This window comes from Curtobacterium sp. MCPF17_003 (genome assembly GCF_003224385.1).
In the GTDB taxonomy this organism is placed as follows: Bacteria; Actinomycetota; Actinomycetes; order Actinomycetales; family Microbacteriaceae; genus Curtobacterium; species Curtobacterium flaccumfaciens.
The window spans coordinates 1-18,129 of the sequence record NZ_QKLC01000018.1; the positions used below are offsets into that span (position 1 = coordinate 1).

Consider the following 18,129-nt stretch of genomic DNA (forward strand, 5'->3'; position numbering starts at 1 on the left):
GGGTGGGCCTCCGAAGCGGGTGCGAACGGTCCGGGAACCGTCGACGAGCAGGACCGTGGGGGTCTGCAGGACGCTGAAGCGGCTCGCCAGTCCGGGGTGCTCGGCGAGGTCGATCTCCAGCCGGGTGACGCCGTCGTGCCGGGCGGCGAGGGAGTCCAGGTGCCGGGCCGTCGCGGGGCAGCGGGCGCAGGTCGGAGTGGAGAACTGGACGAGGGTGGCACGCGTGCCGAAGGCTGTCGGCGGGGCGAGGTCGGCGACCGTCCCGGCGTCGCCCGGTGCCGTCGTGGTCCGTGCGCGGCCGGTCTTCGCGCGCAGGAGCAGACCGAGCGCCGTGGCGAGTGCGAGGACTCCCACGAGCACGGCGACGGCCAGGATGTCGGTCATGCCGTGACGGTACGTGGTTCGGCAGCGTTCCGGGCCAACGTGACCGAACGTGACGGGGGCAGGTGTCGGGCCGTGGTTCGTGGCCGTGGGCCGTGGGCCGTGGGCCGTGGTTCGTGGGCCGTGGTTCGTGGGCCGTGGGCCGTGGGCCGTGGGCCGTGGGCCGTGGGCCTCGGGCCTCGGGTCTTGGGTCTTGGTCTTTGGTCTTGGGTCTCCGGTCTTGGTTCGGGTCACATCCACTGTCGGTGGACCGACCTCTGCCTCGCTTGAATAGGCATACTTTTCAAGGCAACGGGCCACGGCTTGGCGGCGCGGTACCCGTCCCGCGTGGATGTCGGCGTGCGTCCCGCACGCCGGCGAACGGAACGCGCCGCGCTCAGACGCGTCGGAGCAGCCGGGCGACGGCGCCCTGCAACAGCAACAGCAGCGCCCAGAGCAGGCCGATGCTCGGGAACACCACCGACAAGACCAGCGCGGCCGACAGCAGTCCGGCGGCGATGAGCCCCCGCGCCGAGTCGCCCAGCGGGGTGGCGAGCAACTCGGGGTTCCGTCGGAGCACGAGTTCGATGGTGGTGAGCGCCAGGCTCGTCACGACCATGCTGCCGAGGTAGAGCGCGTGGGCCACACGGTCGTCGTTCTCGCCGCTGTTGAGCAGGTTGGCGGCGAACGGCAGGAACACGATGCTGATGAGCCAGACGAAGTTCAGCTGCATGATCCGCGGGTTGTAGGACCGGACGTGCTCGAACACCTGGTGGTGGAGGATCCAGAAGCGCGAGATCAACCAGAAGGTGATGAGGAACTCGAGTAGCGCGGGCCAGTGCTGGCGGAGCAGGTCGCCGGCGCTCTCGCCCGAGGTCATCTCGCTGGCGATGTCGACCAGCGGCAGGATCAACAGCGTGATGGCGATCGCGACGGTGGCGTCGGAGAAGTTCACCAGGCGGTCGAGTCCGCGGTCCGTGCGGGCGTGCTCGGTGCGTGCGTGCTCCGTCATGGGGTGAGTGTAGGGAGTGCACGGGCCGCCGCCCTAGCATCGGGGCGTGAGCTTCGACGTGACACCCGGGCGGTACCGGCACTTCAAGGGCAACGACTACGAGGTGCTCCTCGTCGCCCGTGACGTGGAGACCGAGGAGCCGGTGGTCGTGTACCAGGCGCTCTACGGCGATCGCGGACACTGGGTGCGTTCACTCGCCGACTTCACTGCACACGTCACCCGCGACGGGTACGACGGGCCGCGGTTCGTGCCGGTCGGCAGCTGACAGCCCGAGCAACCGGTGTCGGCGCTCGCCCCTAGGCTTTCAGCGCACCGGAGACCAAGGGGGAGCGCATGCAGATCGGCGTCGACGGGCACGTGCTGCTCAGCCCGAGTGACCTGAGCACGTGGTCGACCTGCGAGTGGGCGTTCCTCCGCCGGCTCGACGCCAAGCTCGGTCGCGGGGAAGCCCTGCCGGACGTGCACGACGACATGCTCGAGCGCACCGCCCGACTGGGGGACCAGCACGAGCTCGACTACCTCGACATCCTCAAGCAGACCCGCGACGTCGTCGAGTTCGACCGCCCCGCCCCGCCGGACTACGCACGCGCCGCCGCCGAAGCACGCCAGGCCTTCGCCGACGGCGCCGACGTGCTGTACCAGCCGACGTTCCACGCAGCTCCGACGGCCGACGCCCCCGGGTTCATCGGCTTCGCGGACTTCATCATCCGCAACGACCGGGGCGAGTACGAGGTCTACGACACCAAGCTCGCCCGCCACGCCAAGATCAGCGCCCTGCTGCAGCTCGCCGCGTACGCCGAGCAGATGCAGGCGCACGGCATCCCGACCGGTCAGCAGGTGCACCTGGTGCTCGGCGACCGGACGACGACCACGCACGACCTCGCCGACATCGCGCCGGTGTACCGCACGCAGCGCGCCGAACTGCAGCGGGTCATCGCCGAGCGCATGGCCGCCGACGAGTCACTGCAGTGGGGTGACCCGCGCTACTCCTCGTGTGGCCGATGCGACGTCTGCTCAACCCAGGTCGCCGAACACCGCGACCTCGTCCTCGTCGCGGGCATGCGCCTGGACCAGCGCGCGAAGCTGATCAAGCACGAGGTGCGGACGATCGACGACCTGGCGGTCCGCACCCGGGCAGTGCCGGGCTTGTCCCGCGCGACGCAGGATCGGCTGGTGCGTCAGGCGAGCCTCCAGATCGAGACGGAAGGCGCCCGACGGAAGGGCGCCGACGGGCCGGACCAACCCGTCAAGCCGCGCTTCGAGGTCCTCGACGCCCGCGCGCTCGACGCGATCCCGGCACCCGACCCGGGCGACGTGTTCTTCGACTTCGAGGGCGACCCGCTGCACACCGAGGACGGCGTGCACTGGGGCCTCGACTACCTGTTCGGCCTGGTCGACGACCGCGCCGAGTTCACCGCGTTCTGGGCACACACGATCCGCGACGAACGCACCGCGCTCGAAGGCTTCCTCGCCTTCATCGATGAGCGCCGCCAGCGGTACCCCGGCATGCACATCTACCACTACGCGGCCTACGAGCGGACGCACCTGCTGTCGCTCGCCGCCCGGCACGGCGTGGGTGAGGACGCCGTCGACGATCTGCTGCGAGCCGGCGTCCTGGTCGACCTGTACCCGATCGTCCGCAAGGCCCTGGTCGTCGGCAGCCACAGCTACTCGATCAAGAAGCTCGAACCGCTGTACATGGGGTCGGACCTGCGCGAGAGCGACGTCACGAACGCCGCGGACAGCATCACCGCCTACGTCGACGCGATCGAGGAACTCCGGAACGGCGACGCCGCCGAGGGGCAGCGGATGCTCGACCAGGTCGCCGACTACAACGCCTACGACTGCCGCTCGACCCTGCGCCTGCGCGACTGGCTGCGTTCGCTGCGCACCGACGACCCCGACGCCGCCGACCCGGCGCTCGAGCTCGAGGTCCCACCGATCCCCGTCGAGCGCGAGCCCAATCCGGTGTACGTCGCCCTGGCTGCGCAGCTGGAGGACGTCGACGCCCTCGACCGGACGCCCGACCAGACCGCGTTGGCGCTCGCCGCAGCCGCGATCGACTACCACCGCCGCGAGGCCAAGACCTTCTGGCAGGACCACTTCGACCGCCTGCGGAACCCGGTCGACGACTGGGCCGACACGCGTGACGTCCTGGTCGTGGAGCGGGCGTCCGTCGAACGCGACTGGGACACGCTGCCGCGTGCCCGCTCGCAGTCGCGGGAACTCCGGTTGTCGGGGACCCTCGCGCCCGGCTCGCGGCTCCGGCCTGGAGGCACGCCCCACCTGGTCTACGACGACCCACTTCCGCCATCGGTCGCCTCGCCGGGCCCCGGGTCGAAGGGTGCGTCGTCGCGCGCCGTGATCGTGGACGTCCGGGACAACGGCGATGCCGTCGAGGTCCTCGTGAAAGAGGGACTTCCTGTCGGTGGCGAGCCGCACCACGAGTTCCCCGTGGCCCTCGCCCCATCGGCACCGCCCCGCGCGAAGCCCCAGCCGGAGGCGATCGCGTGGTGGGGTCAGGCCGTACTCGACGAGTTGCCGGCGATGCTGCCCGACCCTGCGCTCGACCTGCTGCGCCGGGTGCCCCCTCGTGGCCAGATCGTCCCGGTGCAGGGCGACGACACGGTGTCGGCCGTCGTGTCGACCCTGCTCGGTCTCGACCGGTCGTACCTGGCGATCCAGGGCCCTCCCGGCACGGGCAAGACCTACGTCGGCTCGAACGTCGTCGCCCGGCTCGTCCGCGAGTACGGCTGGCGCGTCGGGGTCGTCGGGCAGTCCCACGCGACGTCGGAGAACTTCCTGACCTCGGTCGTGAACGCCGGCGTCCCCGCGGACCGGGTCGTGAAGGTGCCGAAGTCCGGCGCGACCGAGGACGAGCTCGACGCCGCAGCCTGGACCCCCGTGAAGAACGGTGCCGCGGTCGCCGCGTTCCTGTCCTCGTGCGAGGCCTCGGGCACGGGCGGTGTCGTCGGGGGCACGGCGTGGACGTTCGCGAACGAGTCGACGATCGAACGCCGTTCCCTCGACCTGCTCGTGGTGGACGAGGCCGGACAGTTCTCCCTCGCCCCGACAATCGCCTCGTCGGTCGCCGCGACCCGGCTCCTGCTGCTCGGCGACCCCCAGCAGCTGCCCCAGGTGTCGCAGGGTTCGCACCCGGAGCCCGTCGACGAGTCCGCGCTCGGCTGGCTCGCCGACGGACAACACGTCCTGCCGCCCGAGTTCGGGTACTTCCTCGCCCGCACTCGCCGCATGGAGCCCGCGCTGACCGAATCCGTCTCGGCCCTGTCCTACGACGGGCAGCTGGCCTCGATGGTCTCCGGCAGGTACCTCGACGGCATCGACGCCGGGGTGCACCCCGTGCCCGTCGTGCACACGGGCAACACGACGTCCTCTGCTGAAGAGGCCGCCCGGGTCGTCGCGCTCGTCGGTGAGGTCATCGGCCGCACATGGACGGACGGTTCCGACACTCGAGCGCTGACGGACGAGGACGTCATCGTCGTTGCGCCGTACAACGCGCAGGGGGCGCTGATCCGGCAGGAGCTCGATCGCGCTGGCTACACCGGCACCCAGGTCGGCACGGTCGACCTGTTCCAGGGCCGAGAGGCCGTCGTGTCGATCGTGTCCCTGGCGGCGTCGAGTGCGGCGGACATTCCGCGCGGCCTCGACTTCCTGCTCATGCCGAATCGGTTGAACGTGGCGATCTCGCGGGCGAAGTGGGCAGCGTACCTCGTGCACTCGCCGGCGCTGACCACGGGGCTGCCCCCGTCGATCGCGGGCCTGTCCCTGTTGTCCCGCTTCATCGAGCTCGTCGAGACGCGGGGCTGAGGGCGGTCCGCTCCGCTGAGCGGTCTTTACGGCTCAGCGGAGCAGGCGCTTTCGCATCTTTTCGGCCAGTCACGCCGGAGCGGTTGCAGCGCTCTCGGCCTCGAACTTGTGTCGCAGCGTCAACAGCTCCGCAACTGCTTCGAAGAACGGCCGAGTGAGACCGCCTTGTACGCTTCGAATGTTAGTACCGTCGGGCGACTCACTCTCCGCAATCAATCCGAGCGTGACTTGATGGCCATTCTGTGGGCCGACCTTGAAGACCGCACCTGTGAACGATCGGCTTTTCATCCTCAACTGGTTGGTGGTGGTTTTTGTGAAGCCCCAAGCCTTCATGGTGGTTGCCCAAGAATCAGTGGTCGGAGCATCGAGAGGGGGCATTTCATCGAACTTCCCGTCCGATCGCTCACTTCCGTTCAGGCACGATCGGAGAACGCTCTGCTCATGAGAGATGCGCGAATAATCCGAGCTGTCCGCAAACAGCTCATTACTCGCCGCTCTGGCTCGCAACAACCAGCACGCATCCTGAAGATCTAATTCATAGAGTGAGACCCTCCACGACCCGTTCTGGCCACCCAGATTCAGACTTCTCGCCGCGGCATCGAGAATCCGATCAAGCATCAATTCGTCGCGCATGGTGTCGAAAAGGTTTTTCCGCGTTCCCCTCTCTCGATGTCGTTTTGCCCATGAAATAAGAGCACATACGACTGCCAGGCCGCCGATCGCGATACCGACCCAAAGGGTTTCCTTCAACGCCGTGAGGATTGCGGCTAGGAGGCTCAGGATTGTTGCGGCATCAAGAAGCCCAGTGGGGCTGAGGCGCTTCATGCTAATTCAGGTTCATCGGCGCCAAGAGCCTGCGCATAGTTAATCAGTTGACCGGCACTGAGACGCGCCGCATGTTCAACATCCGACGCAGCCATTTCGGAGAATCCACCAACCACCTTCGTGCCCTGCAGGTCGAAGATGGGGTAGGGCGTAGCCGCTACAGCCTCTAGTACCGCCGTTTCCGCGGTGGCCAATGCATCCGCCAAGACGGCGATTTCTGCGCAAGCATCGGCAGGCATTGCGTCAAGGAGAAGCAAGAGATCGATTCTTGACGGTGCATCATCAGTATCTGACGCGGAGATCGGAGCGGTCGCCTGCCCCATCGGCCAACGAGCGATGATCTGAGCCACGAGCTGTTCTGATCGCATATCGATCGCCTGTGGCGTCCAGGAAGTTTGCGAGGGGAACTGTCGATTCAGCGGAAGGTTTGAATCGTGGAGGATTTCTGCCTTCTCCGCCGGTCCGCGCCGGGCCAAATGTTCGTTGCTGCCGGTTATGGTCAGGTTTCCGATGACATGTGTACGGGATTCCGCGAGTTCAACGGAGACTCGGTTTGCGTCGAGCATTTCGAGCCAGTTATCTGAGAGCTCTTGGGGAAGGATGTGCTCCACCTCCAAGTCGTCCCGCCGGACATGCTCGTTGGGCGCGATTTGGTCGTTGAGCTCGCCGAGGATGTATACGATCTGCCGTGGCTGTAGCGTCCGGTAAATCGGAGTTGCTGGACCGCGCTCGCGCAGCTCAGCATCCCGCGGCCAGTACTTACCGCTGCTGCCAAGTTCTTTCAGGACCGCACCGACGAGGTCCTCGGAAGACGAGGTGGCATAGGGCAAGGAGGACAGGATCCTGTTGAGATTGTTGCTTGGGATACCCGCCACGCCTCGCCGAACGAGATAAGCCAGAACGAGGCGCAGCACTTCGGCGCCCTCTCCGGCGGAAATGCGCTTGGCGGAAACCCGAGCGAGAACCTCTAGAGCCATGGGCAAATAGGTCTGACTGCCCCAGTCTTGTAGCTCTCGCAGGACTCGTTTGAGCGACTCTTGCAACCCCGCCGATGCGGTTGCCGACGGTGAAGTGGCGACGATGAAGTTGTCTACCTCGTCGAGAAGCCTATTCAGCTCCAATCTCGTCGCAGCTGGCATTGCGAGTTCATTCTTGCGTGCACTCGCCGCGAGGTGGGCTTGGAACGGTCCGTAAAGATCTCTCTGCGTGGCTTTATTGTTCGTGCGCACTAGCTGAGCCCATAGGTACTGGGCGAGAGTGCTCTCGCCCAGTCGGTCTTCCATTGGCTTCCAGGTTTGCTCGTACACCGAGCCGGCATCAGCGGCGTCAAACTGCATGAAGCTGTGATTTCGAATCAGATCGATCGCACTGAGGCGCATACCTGAATGATTGATGGTGTTGAAGATCTGATTGATGTTGTCGTCATCCGAGGTATTGATCTCGACCAGGAGAAGGCGCAGCAGAACAGCCTTCTCCATCCGATCAAAGTCGAACGCATCTTCGTCGATTCGCAAATCGAGCTGGTGCCTGAACCATTCGTATGCCTGGCCGATCTGACCAGCCGGCTCTTGGGCATACACCGTGCGTTCAAAGTCGCTTTGATCGTTCGCGCCAGGAATGAGGCGATGAGGGTCATCCTGATTGTACTGGTTTGCAAGATATTGATTTGTATAGGTGTTCGGATCCCACGTCGGCTGCTTCGTTGCTCGTACGTCGCGTAGAACCGCAATTAAAACGAGAAGGGTCGTGAGGCGCTGTTGACCGTCGATCACCCAGTATCGAGAAACGGTCGAAGCTGGGCCAGGTGCGGGATGAAGTACGATGCTTCCTAGAAAATGGCCTTCATCTTTGGTGAGGCGACCTGATGCCACATCGTTCGAATCGTATTGCTCGACTATGTCGTCCCAGAGTTCCTTCCACTGGGGAGCCTTCCACTTGTAGTGGCGCTGGAACTGCGGAACAACGAAGACCTTCGTGCCTACTAGCAGGCGAGCGAGGTCAGTTTGATTGGTTTGCATGTCACCCCTTCCTCTTGAGCCTATCGTGAGGATCTCTCCGAGGCCACGGTCAGGTGAGCGCAGGCTCCACCCACTTCGTGGGGTAGAGAGCTGTAGGCGCTAGCGCGGTTCGGAAGCTGTGGACGCGCAGTGGATTGGCTCGGTGCGGGGTCGCCGCAGGTTGTCTCAATCGGTCGAGTTTGTGTGCGACCTCCATCGTGGTCGCGTGCATCTGGGCGCTGGAGGACCTGACCTCGACGACGGCAGTGTTGGGCAGCGACGGGCCGGACCGCACGGGGCACTGTGGGTGTCCGTGGGCATCCTCGCGCCGACCTGCTCGGCGTGCCTGGTCGAGGGTCGCCTGCGCGCTGCGCGCTGCGCTCGGCTGATCGGCTCGAGACGGCCGCGGTGGTTGACGCTGTGTTCGCTGCCCTGATCGCGACCGTCGCCGTGGCCTGGATCTCCTCGAGCACCGCCTTCACCGCGGGGCTTGCCCAGCTGCCGGTGGTGATCTCCTCGACGATCGCGCGGTCGACCGCGCCGAATTGCTTCCGGAGGATACCGGTCGCATCGAGCAGACCGATGACGGCAGCGGCGGACGGTGTTGGCTCAGCCCAGCCGGCGAGCACGTCGGCGAAGCCGGAGCGGAGCGCCGCCTCGGGACGGCCGTGCTGCTCCGGGTAGTTCGTCATCGGGAAGGTGCCGAGGGTCCGCCCCCTGCTCGACCGTGATGACGCCCCGATCGGCCAAGCTCGCGATCACCGCTTCGTGCAGGGGGCGCTTGCCGAGCCGCTGCACCCACCACTTCGCCTTGCGCGGGGTGCCCGACGCGGCGACGGTGCCGGCGGCTCGTCGAGGACCGCGTCGCCGGTAGTCGACCACGGCGACGAGACCGGATCGCAACGAGGCCGTTCCGCGGAGCGCGAGGTCGGCGAGGACCGCGCCGCGGAGGTCCAGGTTGAGCGTCTGGACGTCGGTGGACGGTCGTCCGTCCGACTCGATCAGGAGGAGGGCGAATGCCTGGGGGACCGTGGCGGTCGACCTGCCCGGCATGCTTGATTGGTATGACTATTCAAGCGTCCACCGAGTGGTGTCGGCGGCGGTGGCGTGCCGTGCCTGACGCGGAGCGGGTCAGTCGTCGCTGGTCGGGACGCCGCCCTGCATCTGCGCCCGCATCTCGGCGAGGACATCGGCGTGCAGGAAGTTCGCTTCGGCTGCACTGGTGGGGTCGACCACGATGCCGAACTCCTCGGGGAGCGCGGACACGAGCTCGGACATCGGCACCGGACGCCCCTCGGCCTCGGGCAGCCCAGCGGCGAGTTCGCCCGGGTCGGTGAAGACGGGCACGAACGGCTTGTCCCGGATCATGACGTGAACGACGCTGCCGGCCTCCGGAGCGCCCGCCGGCTTCCAGGGCACCCACGCCGCGCTGCGCAGGAAGCCCGCGGGCGAGGCTGCCATCCTGCGTCGCAGTTCGGCAGCAGCGGTCGGCGGGGCCTTGTCGACGCCTCGGCCGAAGGCTGATCCGTTCGTCTCATCGGTACTCACGCCAGCCATGCTGTCACGGTCGGCGGACACGGCGGGGCGAAGCCGCGCCTCCAGGCCGATGCCCGGTGCACGCGGACATGCGCCGGGCGTCGGAGGTGACGGTCTTAGTACGCGGCCGACTGTCCGCCGTCGATCGGGACGACCGTCGCGTTGACGTAGGACGCGTCGTCGGACAGCAGGAAGGCGACGACGGCGGCGATCTCGGGGGCCTCGCCGTAGCGCTTCGTCGGGTTGACCTGGATGAACTCCTCGGCGGCCTTGCGCGGGTTCTCCGCGTCGAGCTGCTTCATCGAGTTCTCGACCATGGGCGTCCAGATGGCTCCGGGGGCGATGGCGTTGATGCGGATGCCGTAGCGGCCGTACTCGACGGCCGAGTTGCGGGTGAGGCCGACGACGCCGTGCTTGGCTGCCGCGTACCCGGACTGGTTGCCGATGCCGCGGATGCCGCCGACGCTCGCCGTGTTCACGACCATGCCGGAGCCCTGCTCGCGCATGACCTTGAGCACCTTCTCGAGCCCGAGGAACACGCCGCGCAGGTTGATCGACACGACGCGGTCGAACTCGGCGGCGGTGAACGACTCGGTGGGGTTCTGCTTGCCCTCGATGCCGGCGTTGTTGAAGAAGCCGTCGATGCGGCCGAAGCGCTCGGTCGTGGCGGTGACGTAGGCGTCGACCTGGGCCTCGTCGGACACGTCGGCGACGGTGGTCAGGACCTGCGCGTCCGGGGTGGCCTCGAGCACGGCGGTCTTCGTCGCCTCGAGTCCCTGCTCGGAGACGTCGACGAGGGAGAGTGCAGCGTCCTCGGCGGCCAGGCGGACGGCGGTCGCGCGGCCGAGGCCGGAGCCGCCGCCGGTGATGAGGACGACGCGGTCGGCGAAGCGGGTGGTGACGGTGCTGGTTTCGGGCATGGGGGAGGCCTCCTGAGGTCTTCGACGGTGAAGGGCTCGGGGTCCGCGGTGGGGCAGCGAGTCCGATCGATGCATCTGCATCAAGATTTCTAGACTACACCTGTCGTTTAACGACGCGGTCAGCAGGTGTCCAGCACCCGCACCATCGCGCTGCCTGCCTCAGCTCGTGACGATCGAGGTCGTCGTCGCCATGGTCGCCGCCATGATCACGACCATCGTCGCGGCCTCGATCTCCTCGAGTACCGCCTTCACCGCCGGGCTCGCCCAGGAGCCCGAGGTGATCTCCTTGACCAGGTCCTTGTCGACGGCGCCGAACTGCTTGCGCAGGGTGTTCGTCGCGTCGAGCAGGCCGATGACCGCGGCGGAGAACGGCGTGGGTCCTGCGCGGCCGGCCAGCACGTCCGCGATGCCGGATCGCAGCAGCGCCTCCGGGGCTCCGTCCCGCTCCGGGTGCTTCGTGGTGGGGAAGAGGCCGAGCACCTTCCCCTGCTCGACGCTGATGACGCCGCGCTCGACGAGTCCGGCGAACACGTCGTCGCGCAGCTGGCGCTTGCCGAGTCGGCTCACCCACCACTTCGCCTTGCGCGGCGCACCGGCCGCCGCGATGGAGCCGACCACACCGTCGAGCACGGGGTTGCCCGTTACGGCGCCGTTCACGACTGCGACGAGTCCGTCCTGCAGCGAGACGGCACCGCGCAGCGCGAGGTCGGCGAGGACCGCCCCCGCGAGACCCGTGTCGAGCGTCGAACCGTCGAGAGCGTGGCGTCCGTCGGGCTCGACCTGCAGGAGCGCGAACGCCTGTGGGACCGTGAGTTGCTCAGCCATGCCCGCAGCCTGCCACGCGGGGCGGAGGTGCGCCGACCCTCCGAGCCGACACCCAGCGGCGCCGGACCGCCCGACGTCAGCAGGCGTCCAGCACCCGCACCATCGCGTCCCGCTCCGCCGGAGCCACCCACAGGTGGTACTTCGCCTTCACCGTGACCTGGTGCTCGATGTAGGTGCAGCGGAACGCCTTGTTCGCGGGGAGCCAGGTCGCCGCGTCGCCGGAGCCCTTCTGCGAGTTGGACCGGCCGTCGACGGCGAACAGGTTCACCGGGTCGTTCGCCAGCGCCTGCCGCTCGGTCTCGGTGAGCTGCTGCGCCCCGGTCCGCCAGGCGTTCTCGAGCGCGACGACGTGGTCGATCTGCACGAGGGTCGAGGTCGTGTTGCCGCGCACGAAGTCCACCGTCGCACCGGTGTACGGCGAGACGAGGGTGCCGGTGAGCACCTTGCAGCGGCCCTCGCGGGTGATGTCGGCGAGGTCGCGGGCGAGGACGTCGTTCCGGGTGTCGCACCCGTTGCGGTCGACGTCGAGCCAGGCGCTGCCGAAGTCGCCGGTGCGGTCGTAGCCGGTGCCGGCGGCCTTGCCCTTGACGGGCAGGTCGGCGAGCTGGGTGCGTGCGCGGACCGCGTCGGCGTCGGTTCCGCGGCTGACGGTCGGACTGGAGGCGGGGGTCGCCCCCGACGACGCCTGCTGCGGTCCGATGGTGGTCGTCTCCCCGGCCGTGGGACCGCCCGCCGCGGTCGTTCCCCCCTTGGTCGTGCCCGCCGCGTCGGCGTCCGGTCCGAGGACGCCGGACGCATCGAGCGCGTACCCGCCGACGGCGAGGGCCAGGACGACGAGGACGGAGGTCAGGGTGATGCGGCTGCGGCGTCGGTGGGACGTCATGCGGTGGGACTCCAGGTGGTGCAGGGCGGAACGGTGGTGCGGGTGCAGGTGCGGGCGGTGCGGATCAGGTCAGCAGGGAGCGGATGTCGTCGGCGGTCAGGTCGTCGGCGAACAGGGCGTCGTCGTCGATCATCGTGGCGAAGAGCTCGGCCTTGCGCGCGGCGAGGGCGAGGACCTTCTCCTCGATGGTGTCCTCGGCGATGAACCGTTGGACGCTGACCGACCGGGTCTGCCCGATGCGGTGCGTGCGGTCGACGGCCTGGGACTCGGCGGCGGGGTTCCACCACGGGTCGAGCACGAACACGGTGTCCGCCTCGGTCAGGGTGAGCCCGAACCCGCCGGCCTTCAACGAGATGAGGAACGCCGGGGCGGTGCCCTGCCGGAAGCGCTCGATGACTTCCGGGCGCTTGCGGGTGGATCCGTCGAGGTACTCGTAGCCGATGCCGCGGGCGTCGAGGGCGTCGGACACCATCCGCAGGAACGAGGTGAACTGGCTGAACACCAGAGCGCGACGGCCCTCTGCGGCGAGCTGTTCGAGTTCGTCGAGCAGCAGGTCGAGCTTGGCCGAGGGGATCTGAGGTGCGGAAGCGTCCGAGTCGCTCGCCGGCGTCGACACCAGCGCCGGCGACAGCGCGAGCATCCGCAGCAGCGTCAGCGACCGGAACACGATCATCCGGTTCTTCGACAGGTCGTCGATCAGGTCGAGGACCTTCAGGCGCTCCCGGTTCAGGGTGCGCTCGTACAGCTCCCGGTGCGCGGGGTCGAGCGTGACCCGGACGACCTGTTCCTGCTTCGGCGGCAGGTCGGCCGCGACGGCTTCCTTGGTGCGGCGGAGCATGAGCGGCCGGAGCCGTCGGCGCAGCCGCCCGGTGAGCTCCTGCCGGGCCTCGCCCCGGAGCTCGGGCGAAGCGAGGGGCTTCACGTAGTCGTCGCCGAACCGGGTCCAGGTGGACAGCAGCCCGGGCGCGACGATGTGGAACAGTGCCCACAGGTCGGTCAGGCCGTTCTCGAGCGGGGTCCCGGTGATCGCGAACTTCACCGGTGCCTGCAGCTCCGAGGCCACACGGTGGGTCTGGGACTGCGGGTTCTTCACGAACTGGGCCTCGTCGAGCACCAGCGCCGACCACGGCAGGTCGGTCCAGGCGCGGGCGTCGAGCCGCAGCAGCGCGTACGAGGTGACGACGACGTCCGACGCAGCTGCGGTCCGGGCGACGAGCCGCGGGTCCTTCAGCGACGTCGAGGTCACCGTCGCGACCCGCAGCGACGGCACGAACTTGGCGGCCTCGGAGGCCCAGTTGCCGACGACCGAGGTCGGTGCGACGACCAGGAACGGGGGCGCGTCGGGCTCCGCGGCGCGACGGGCGGCGACCATCGCGAGCACCTGCAGGGTCTTGCCGAGGCCCATGTCGTCGGCGAGCACCCCGCCGATGCCGTGTGTCACCAGGAACGACAGCCACGCGTACCCGGCGTGCTGGTACGGCCGTAGGTCGGCGTGCACGGTGTCCGGCACGGGGACGTCACCCGGGGGAGTCGCCCCGAGCAGCCCCGAGGCGATCGCCTGCCACCGCTCGTCGTGCGAGGTCTCGTCGGCCAGCAGGTCGAACTCCGACCACAGCCCGGCGTGCAGCGGTGTGACGGCGATCGGCTGGTCGGGCTCCCACTCGTCCAGGTCGCGGGCCTCGTCGATGAGCTCCTTGAGCCGATCGAACGCGGGGTCGGCCAGCGACAGGTACGAGTTGTCGACGAGCTTGAGCCGTCGCCGCCGACCCGCGAGCGCGGTGAGCAGCGGCGTGAAGGGGATCTGCTTGCCGTTGACGCTGACGATGATGCCGAGGTCGAACCAGTCGTGCTTGTCCGACGGCATCGTCGTGACACGGATGTGCGGCCGCCCGCTCAACCGCTCGTAGTCGAGCCGCTCGCCCTGCACGACGGTGCGGACGCCGAGCGACGGCAGCTCGGGCAGGAACTCGTTCGCGAACACCGCGACGTCGGCCCCGTCGATGGTGCCGTCCTGGAACCAGTCCAGTCCGCCACCGGGTCCGGCAGAGCGGACGGGAGGCCCAGCCTGCGTCGCGTCGTCGGCCGGCGTCGTCGCCGTGGTCGCCTCGCCGGTGCCGGCCGGATCGTCGGCGGCGCGGAGCCCGGACAGGTCGGGGAGCGGGCCGTGCAGGGACACCGGGTCCTTCCGGCCGTCGACGTGCCAGCGCCAGTGCAGGTGCACGCGGTCGTCGGTGCGCGGGGCCCGGGCCGGCTCGAAGGTCGCGGCGAGCACGAGCTCCGGCGGGGTGCGCTCGGGTAGCTCCACCGAGCCGTCGGAGCTGACCAGGCCGAGGGCACCACGCAGCCGGGGTGACCAGTCGGCCAGGAACTCGTCGACCTCGGCGGTCGGCACGGTGATCCGGGTGCCCTCGACGAGCATGCGGCGCTGGTCCTCGGGCACCGGTGCCGGGGTCGGGGCGACGGCCACCGTGAACTCGGGGCTCTCGCGGAACACGTACACGCCGTGGTCGCCGATCATCCGCGCTGCTCCGGGCACCACGGGCCGGCCGTCGAGCACGGCACTCGCGCCGATCACCACGGCGTCGTCGTGTCGGGCGACGTCGAGCAGCACCTGGGCCTGCGTGCCGAGCACCGCACCGCCCTCGCGCTTGCCAGTGACGAAGGCGATGTCGAGCGCCGCGGCCTGCTGCAGGAGCGGCCAGAGCAGGGGACTCCGGAAGTCGTCGAGGTGCAGCCAGTCGCTCTCACCCGGCAGGCCCGCGAGCTGCCCGGCACGGTGCAGGGCGGCGAGCTGCAGGAACCAGGCGTGCTGCTCGGCCCCGACGCCGAGCCGGTTCTGCGAGTAGGGGAGCGTGCCCCAGGTCAGCTGCCCGCGCACCCAGTTGCCGGCGTCGCTGCGGGTCACCGGCCGGACCCCGAGCCGCACGCTGCGGGACGGCGACGGGAGGGCGCGGCCGGCGGCACGGGCTCTCGAGGCGAGCTTGGCGGGGACCGCGTCACGCAACTCGAACTGCAGTCCCATCCGGGTGCCCTGCGGGGTCGGCGCCCGTTCGTCGTCACCGGCGAGGCGGGCGAGGTCGTGCCTCCAGTCCGAGGGCGGCGGAGCCGGCGTCTCCGGGCGTGGGCCGGCGTTCGCGGCGAGGGCGCGGGCGTTGATGGTGAGGAGCGCGGCCGCGACGTGCTTGCAGTCGCCGCCGAGCGGGCAACTGCAGGTGCTGCGGACCGGGCGGACGAAGTCGCCGCGTGCCGGGGTGGTGTCGACGCGGAGTTCGTACGGGTCGTCGGCGGTGCCGGACACGACCGCGGTGACCGTGCCGTCGTCGTCGTGCCAGGTGGCGTCGTCCACCAGGCCGGCGCGGACGACGTCGCGTGCGCGGCCGAAGGTCTGCGGCCCGACGAAGCGGATGACGTCGACGGCGTCGATCATCGGGGCAGCAGGCACGGGACCATCGTGCCAGCCACCACCGACGATCCGCGCCGCCACTCTGTGCGCCGCACATGCGACAGGACTACCGTCCAACTCGGAGCGCGACGACAGCGGTCCACGGAATCGATTGGAACCTCATGCCGGACCGACTGCGGTGGGTACGCGACTCAGCCGACCACTGGAACGGGTTGCTCGACTCCGAGGTCGTGTGCGACATCACCCGCACTGATTCGTACACCGTCGATTCCCCGGACCACTCGTTGACCGGCGGGCACTCATCCTTCGAGAGCGCGGCCGCTCAGGTGCACGGTTGGGTGCGCTGGACCGGCCGTTAGGCCGCAGAGCGCAACCTGGTTGTAGGACCACCCGCTGCTCCCTAGCGTGAGAGGGCAGGCCGGGGACCACCCGGAGGTGACCACACCGCTCTGCTCCAGGAGAGAGAGGTGTTCCCATGACCGACACGACCGAGTCGCAGTCGCCTGCCCACCTGCCTGCTCCACCACGTTCGCTCGTCGCCGTGGCCGGCCAAGACACCGACGAAGCCATCAGCTCGCTCGCTGGCATGTACGCGGGCAAGTCCTGGTACTCCCGAGCCCTCGACCAGGACTACTGGTTCAAGTACGTCGGCGTCGGTGACGAACGGCTGAGCATCCGCCGTTCCCAGATGCACGGGTACCTGCGGGGAGACGTCGCCACCGAGGGCGAGGTCGTCGTGCAGTGGCTCGAGCGCGGCGAGGCCCGCGTCGACGTCGGCCGCGACGAGGTCCGCATGCAGCCGGGCATCCCCACCATGTTCCCCGTCGAGCGCCGGTTCGAGATGGAGTACCAGGACTGGGACCAGCGCCTGGTGCACCTGCGCCGCGACCTGGTGCTCGACGTCGCCGCCGAGGACCACCTGGTCGACGGCACCATGGCGTTCGACACCACCGCGGCGCCGGACCCCGCCGCCGTCGGACTCTGGCGCACCGCCGTGTCGGGGGCGCTCCGGGCCCTCCGCGAGGAGGGCGAGGGGTCCCTCGCCTGGCACGAGGCGCAGCGCGACGTCGCCCGTGCGCTGTTCCGGATCTACCCGCTGCAGGCCGAACGGTTCCCCACCGGCTACGGCACCCGCAGCGACGGACGCCTCCGGGCCGCGGTCGAGTTCATCCAGGCGCACGCGCACGAGCCCCTGACCGTCGCCGACATCGCGCAGGCCGCGGGGCTGAGCATCCGCGGGATCCAGGAGTCGTTCCAGCGGGCGTTCGAGCGCTCGCCGATGACGTACCTGCGCGAGGTCCGGCTCGGACGGGTGCACGAGGAACTTCGGATCCTCGACCCGCAGGCGACCTCGGTGGCGGACGTCGCGCGGCGCTGGGGCTTTGCGCACATGGGGCGGTTCGCGTCGGTGTACGCGAACCGGTTCGGGGAGTACCCGCGGGAGACGTTGCGGCGCTGAGCTCTGCTCCTCCCGGCAGCGTGAGCACCCCTCGAAATGGGGGTCCCCCGGCTTGGGGTAGAACTGACAGTCTGCTCGGGGGGTGCGAGGGGCGTACCCCCTGAGGGGAGCTCCATGAGCAGTCCATCCGGTCCGACCGAGGACGACGGTCATCCCGTCTTCCTCGGGGAGACGAGCAGACGATCCGTCCTGCTCTTCGCTGCCGCGGCAGCAGTCACTGCGGCGACGCTCAGTGGCACGTCTCGGGCGTTCGGCGTCGAGCCGTCGAACCTGACGTACCCGTCGTACCCCGAGTCGACCTCGACGCGGGATCGTGCGTTCTCGGCCAGGGCGGCCGAAGAATTCGCGAACGGCAAGATCCCGGTCAGCGAGCTGACCTACGTGGCGGAGTCGACGAACGCCCTGGGCAAGCAGTACCTGCTGGCGAGCGCCGCCACGGCCTACTCCGCCCTGGGCAAGGCGTACCAGGCCGCGCTCAACAAGCCGATGACGATGGCCGAGGGGTACCGGGACTACGCGCGCCAGGAGTACCTCTACCAGGGGTACATCCAGCAGAAGCCTGGGTTCAACCAGGCGGCGTACCCCGGGACCTCGATCCACGGGTTGGGTCGGGCCGTGGACTTCAGCGGAGGTGTCAACAGCTACGGCACGCCCGAGAAGGCGTGGATGAACGCCAACGGCCCGACCTTCGGCTGGCAGCCGGTCGGCGACGGTTTCGACTCCCGTGAACCGTGGCACTTCGAGTACGACGGCTCCTACCAGCCGGAAGAACCAGCACCGCCCGTCAACGAACGACAGGAAGACACAGACATGAAGCTCATCACCAACAACGGACGCACCTGGCTCGTCGGCGAGTTCACGGCGGTCGAGATCGACACCGACTTCCTCAACGAGCTGAAGTCGGCCTACAACGTCCCGGGTTCGCTCGGCAACCTCCGCGCTGCACTCGCGGCGCAGTACGGCGAACCGGTCGCCATCCAGGCCGCCGGCAACGTCGAGGGCATCATCGCGGTCGCGAAGAAGAACCGCGCGGGCCTGGTCAGCGAGCTCAAGCGCTGACCACGGACCACTGCACGGACGA

Annotated in this window: 15 protein-coding genes; 4 read left to right on the forward strand and 11 right to left on the reverse strand. The window is 68.7% G+C overall.

All coding sequences use genetic code 11. The features are described from left to right. Together DEJ30_RS15090 and DEJ30_RS15095 are read right to left on the reverse strand one after the other, a co-directional pair. Positions 1–384 (reverse strand): thioredoxin family protein (locus tag DEJ30_RS15090; protein WP_110862522.1); only part of this gene is annotated, 384 nt, incomplete at its 3' end. Between the two features lie 373 nt (positions 385–757). Continuing rightward, a complete protein-coding gene (locus DEJ30_RS15095; protein WP_110862523.1) occupies positions 758–1,372 on the reverse strand; it encodes a TMEM175 family protein in 615 nt (204 codons plus the stop codon). A gap of 46 nt (positions 1,373–1,418) precedes the next feature. Between DEJ30_RS15095 and DEJ30_RS15100 the strand changes: the two genes are divergently transcribed. Both DEJ30_RS15100 and DEJ30_RS15105 read left to right on the forward strand, forming a co-directional pair. Next, positions 1,419–1,637, forward strand: coding sequence for a DUF1653 domain-containing protein (locus tag DEJ30_RS15100; RefSeq protein ID WP_258369982.1), 219 nt, complete (start codon positions 1,419–1,421; stop codon positions 1,635–1,637). Between the two features lie 68 nt (positions 1,638–1,705). Next, positions 1,706–5,200: a TM0106 family RecB-like putative nuclease gene (locus tag DEJ30_RS15105; protein ID WP_110862524.1), complete on the forward strand. Its 3,495-nt coding sequence runs from the start codon at positions 1,706–1,708 to the stop codon at positions 5,198–5,200. A 69-nt stretch (positions 5,201–5,269) separates the two neighbouring features. Here DEJ30_RS15105 and DEJ30_RS17950 read toward each other — a convergent pair whose 3' ends face one another. The 9 genes from DEJ30_RS17950 to DEJ30_RS15145 form a co-directional block, all read right to left on the reverse strand. After that, positions 5,270–6,025, reverse strand: coding sequence for a hypothetical protein (locus DEJ30_RS17950; protein WP_146238612.1), 756 nt, complete (start codon positions 6,023–6,025; stop codon positions 5,270–5,272). Beyond that, positions 6,022–8,043 (reverse strand): DUF262 domain-containing protein, encoded by a 2,022-nt coding sequence (locus tag DEJ30_RS15110; protein WP_110862525.1) that lies wholly within the window; start codon positions 8,041–8,043, stop codon positions 6,022–6,024. The genes DEJ30_RS17950 and DEJ30_RS15110 overlap by 4 nt, the downstream gene beginning before the upstream one ends. Before the next feature lie 20 nt (positions 8,044–8,063). Further along, a complete protein-coding gene (locus DEJ30_RS18680; RefSeq protein ID WP_110862526.1) occupies positions 8,064–8,714 on the reverse strand; it encodes a GPP34 family phosphoprotein in 651 nt (216 codons plus the stop codon). Next, positions 8,632–9,075 carry a GPP34 family phosphoprotein gene (locus DEJ30_RS15120; protein ID WP_110862527.1) on the reverse strand — a complete coding sequence of 148 codons (444 nt, stop codon included), beginning with the start codon at positions 9,073–9,075 and terminating at the stop codon, positions 8,632–8,634. Before DEJ30_RS15120 ends, DEJ30_RS18680 begins: the two co-directional genes overlap by 83 nt. A gap of 78 nt (positions 9,076–9,153) precedes the next feature. Beyond that, positions 9,154–9,579, reverse strand: a complete 426-nt coding sequence (locus DEJ30_RS15125) for an SseB family protein (protein WP_146238613.1) — start codon at positions 9,577–9,579, stop codon at positions 9,154–9,156. Between the two features lie 95 nt (positions 9,580–9,674). After that, positions 9,675–10,478, reverse strand: coding sequence for an SDR family oxidoreductase (locus tag DEJ30_RS15130; protein WP_110862529.1), 804 nt, complete (start codon positions 10,476–10,478; stop codon positions 9,675–9,677). Positions 10,479–10,637: 159 nt separating this feature from the next. After that, complete coding sequence (locus DEJ30_RS15135; protein WP_110862530.1) at positions 10,638–11,303, reverse strand: GPP34 family phosphoprotein; 666 nt, start codon at positions 11,301–11,303, stop codon at positions 10,638–10,640. 76 nt (positions 11,304–11,379) lie between these two features. Beyond that, positions 11,380–12,186 carry an HNH endonuclease family protein gene (locus tag DEJ30_RS15140; protein ID WP_220032967.1) on the reverse strand — a complete coding sequence of 269 codons (807 nt, stop codon included), beginning with the start codon at positions 12,184–12,186 and terminating at the stop codon, positions 11,380–11,382. 64 nt (positions 12,187–12,250) lie between these two features. Continuing rightward, a complete protein-coding gene (locus DEJ30_RS15145) occupies positions 12,251–15,628 on the reverse strand; it encodes a DEAD/DEAH box helicase (protein WP_146238614.1) in 3,378 nt (1,125 codons plus the stop codon). Positions 15,629–16,064: 436 nt separating this feature from the next. Here DEJ30_RS15145 and DEJ30_RS15155 point away from each other — a divergent pair, with 436 nt between their 5' ends. Together DEJ30_RS15155 and DEJ30_RS15160 are read left to right on the forward strand one after the other, a co-directional pair. Next, positions 16,065–17,048: a helix-turn-helix domain-containing protein gene (locus tag DEJ30_RS15155; protein ID WP_110862533.1), complete on the forward strand. Its 984-nt coding sequence runs from the start codon at positions 16,065–16,067 to the stop codon at positions 17,046–17,048. A 114-nt stretch (positions 17,049–17,162) separates the two neighbouring features. Next, entirely contained in the window at positions 17,163–18,107 is a 945-nt protein-coding gene (locus DEJ30_RS15160; RefSeq protein ID WP_181420166.1) for a D-alanyl-D-alanine carboxypeptidase family protein, read from the forward strand. Positions 18,108–18,129: the final 22 nt, after the last annotated feature.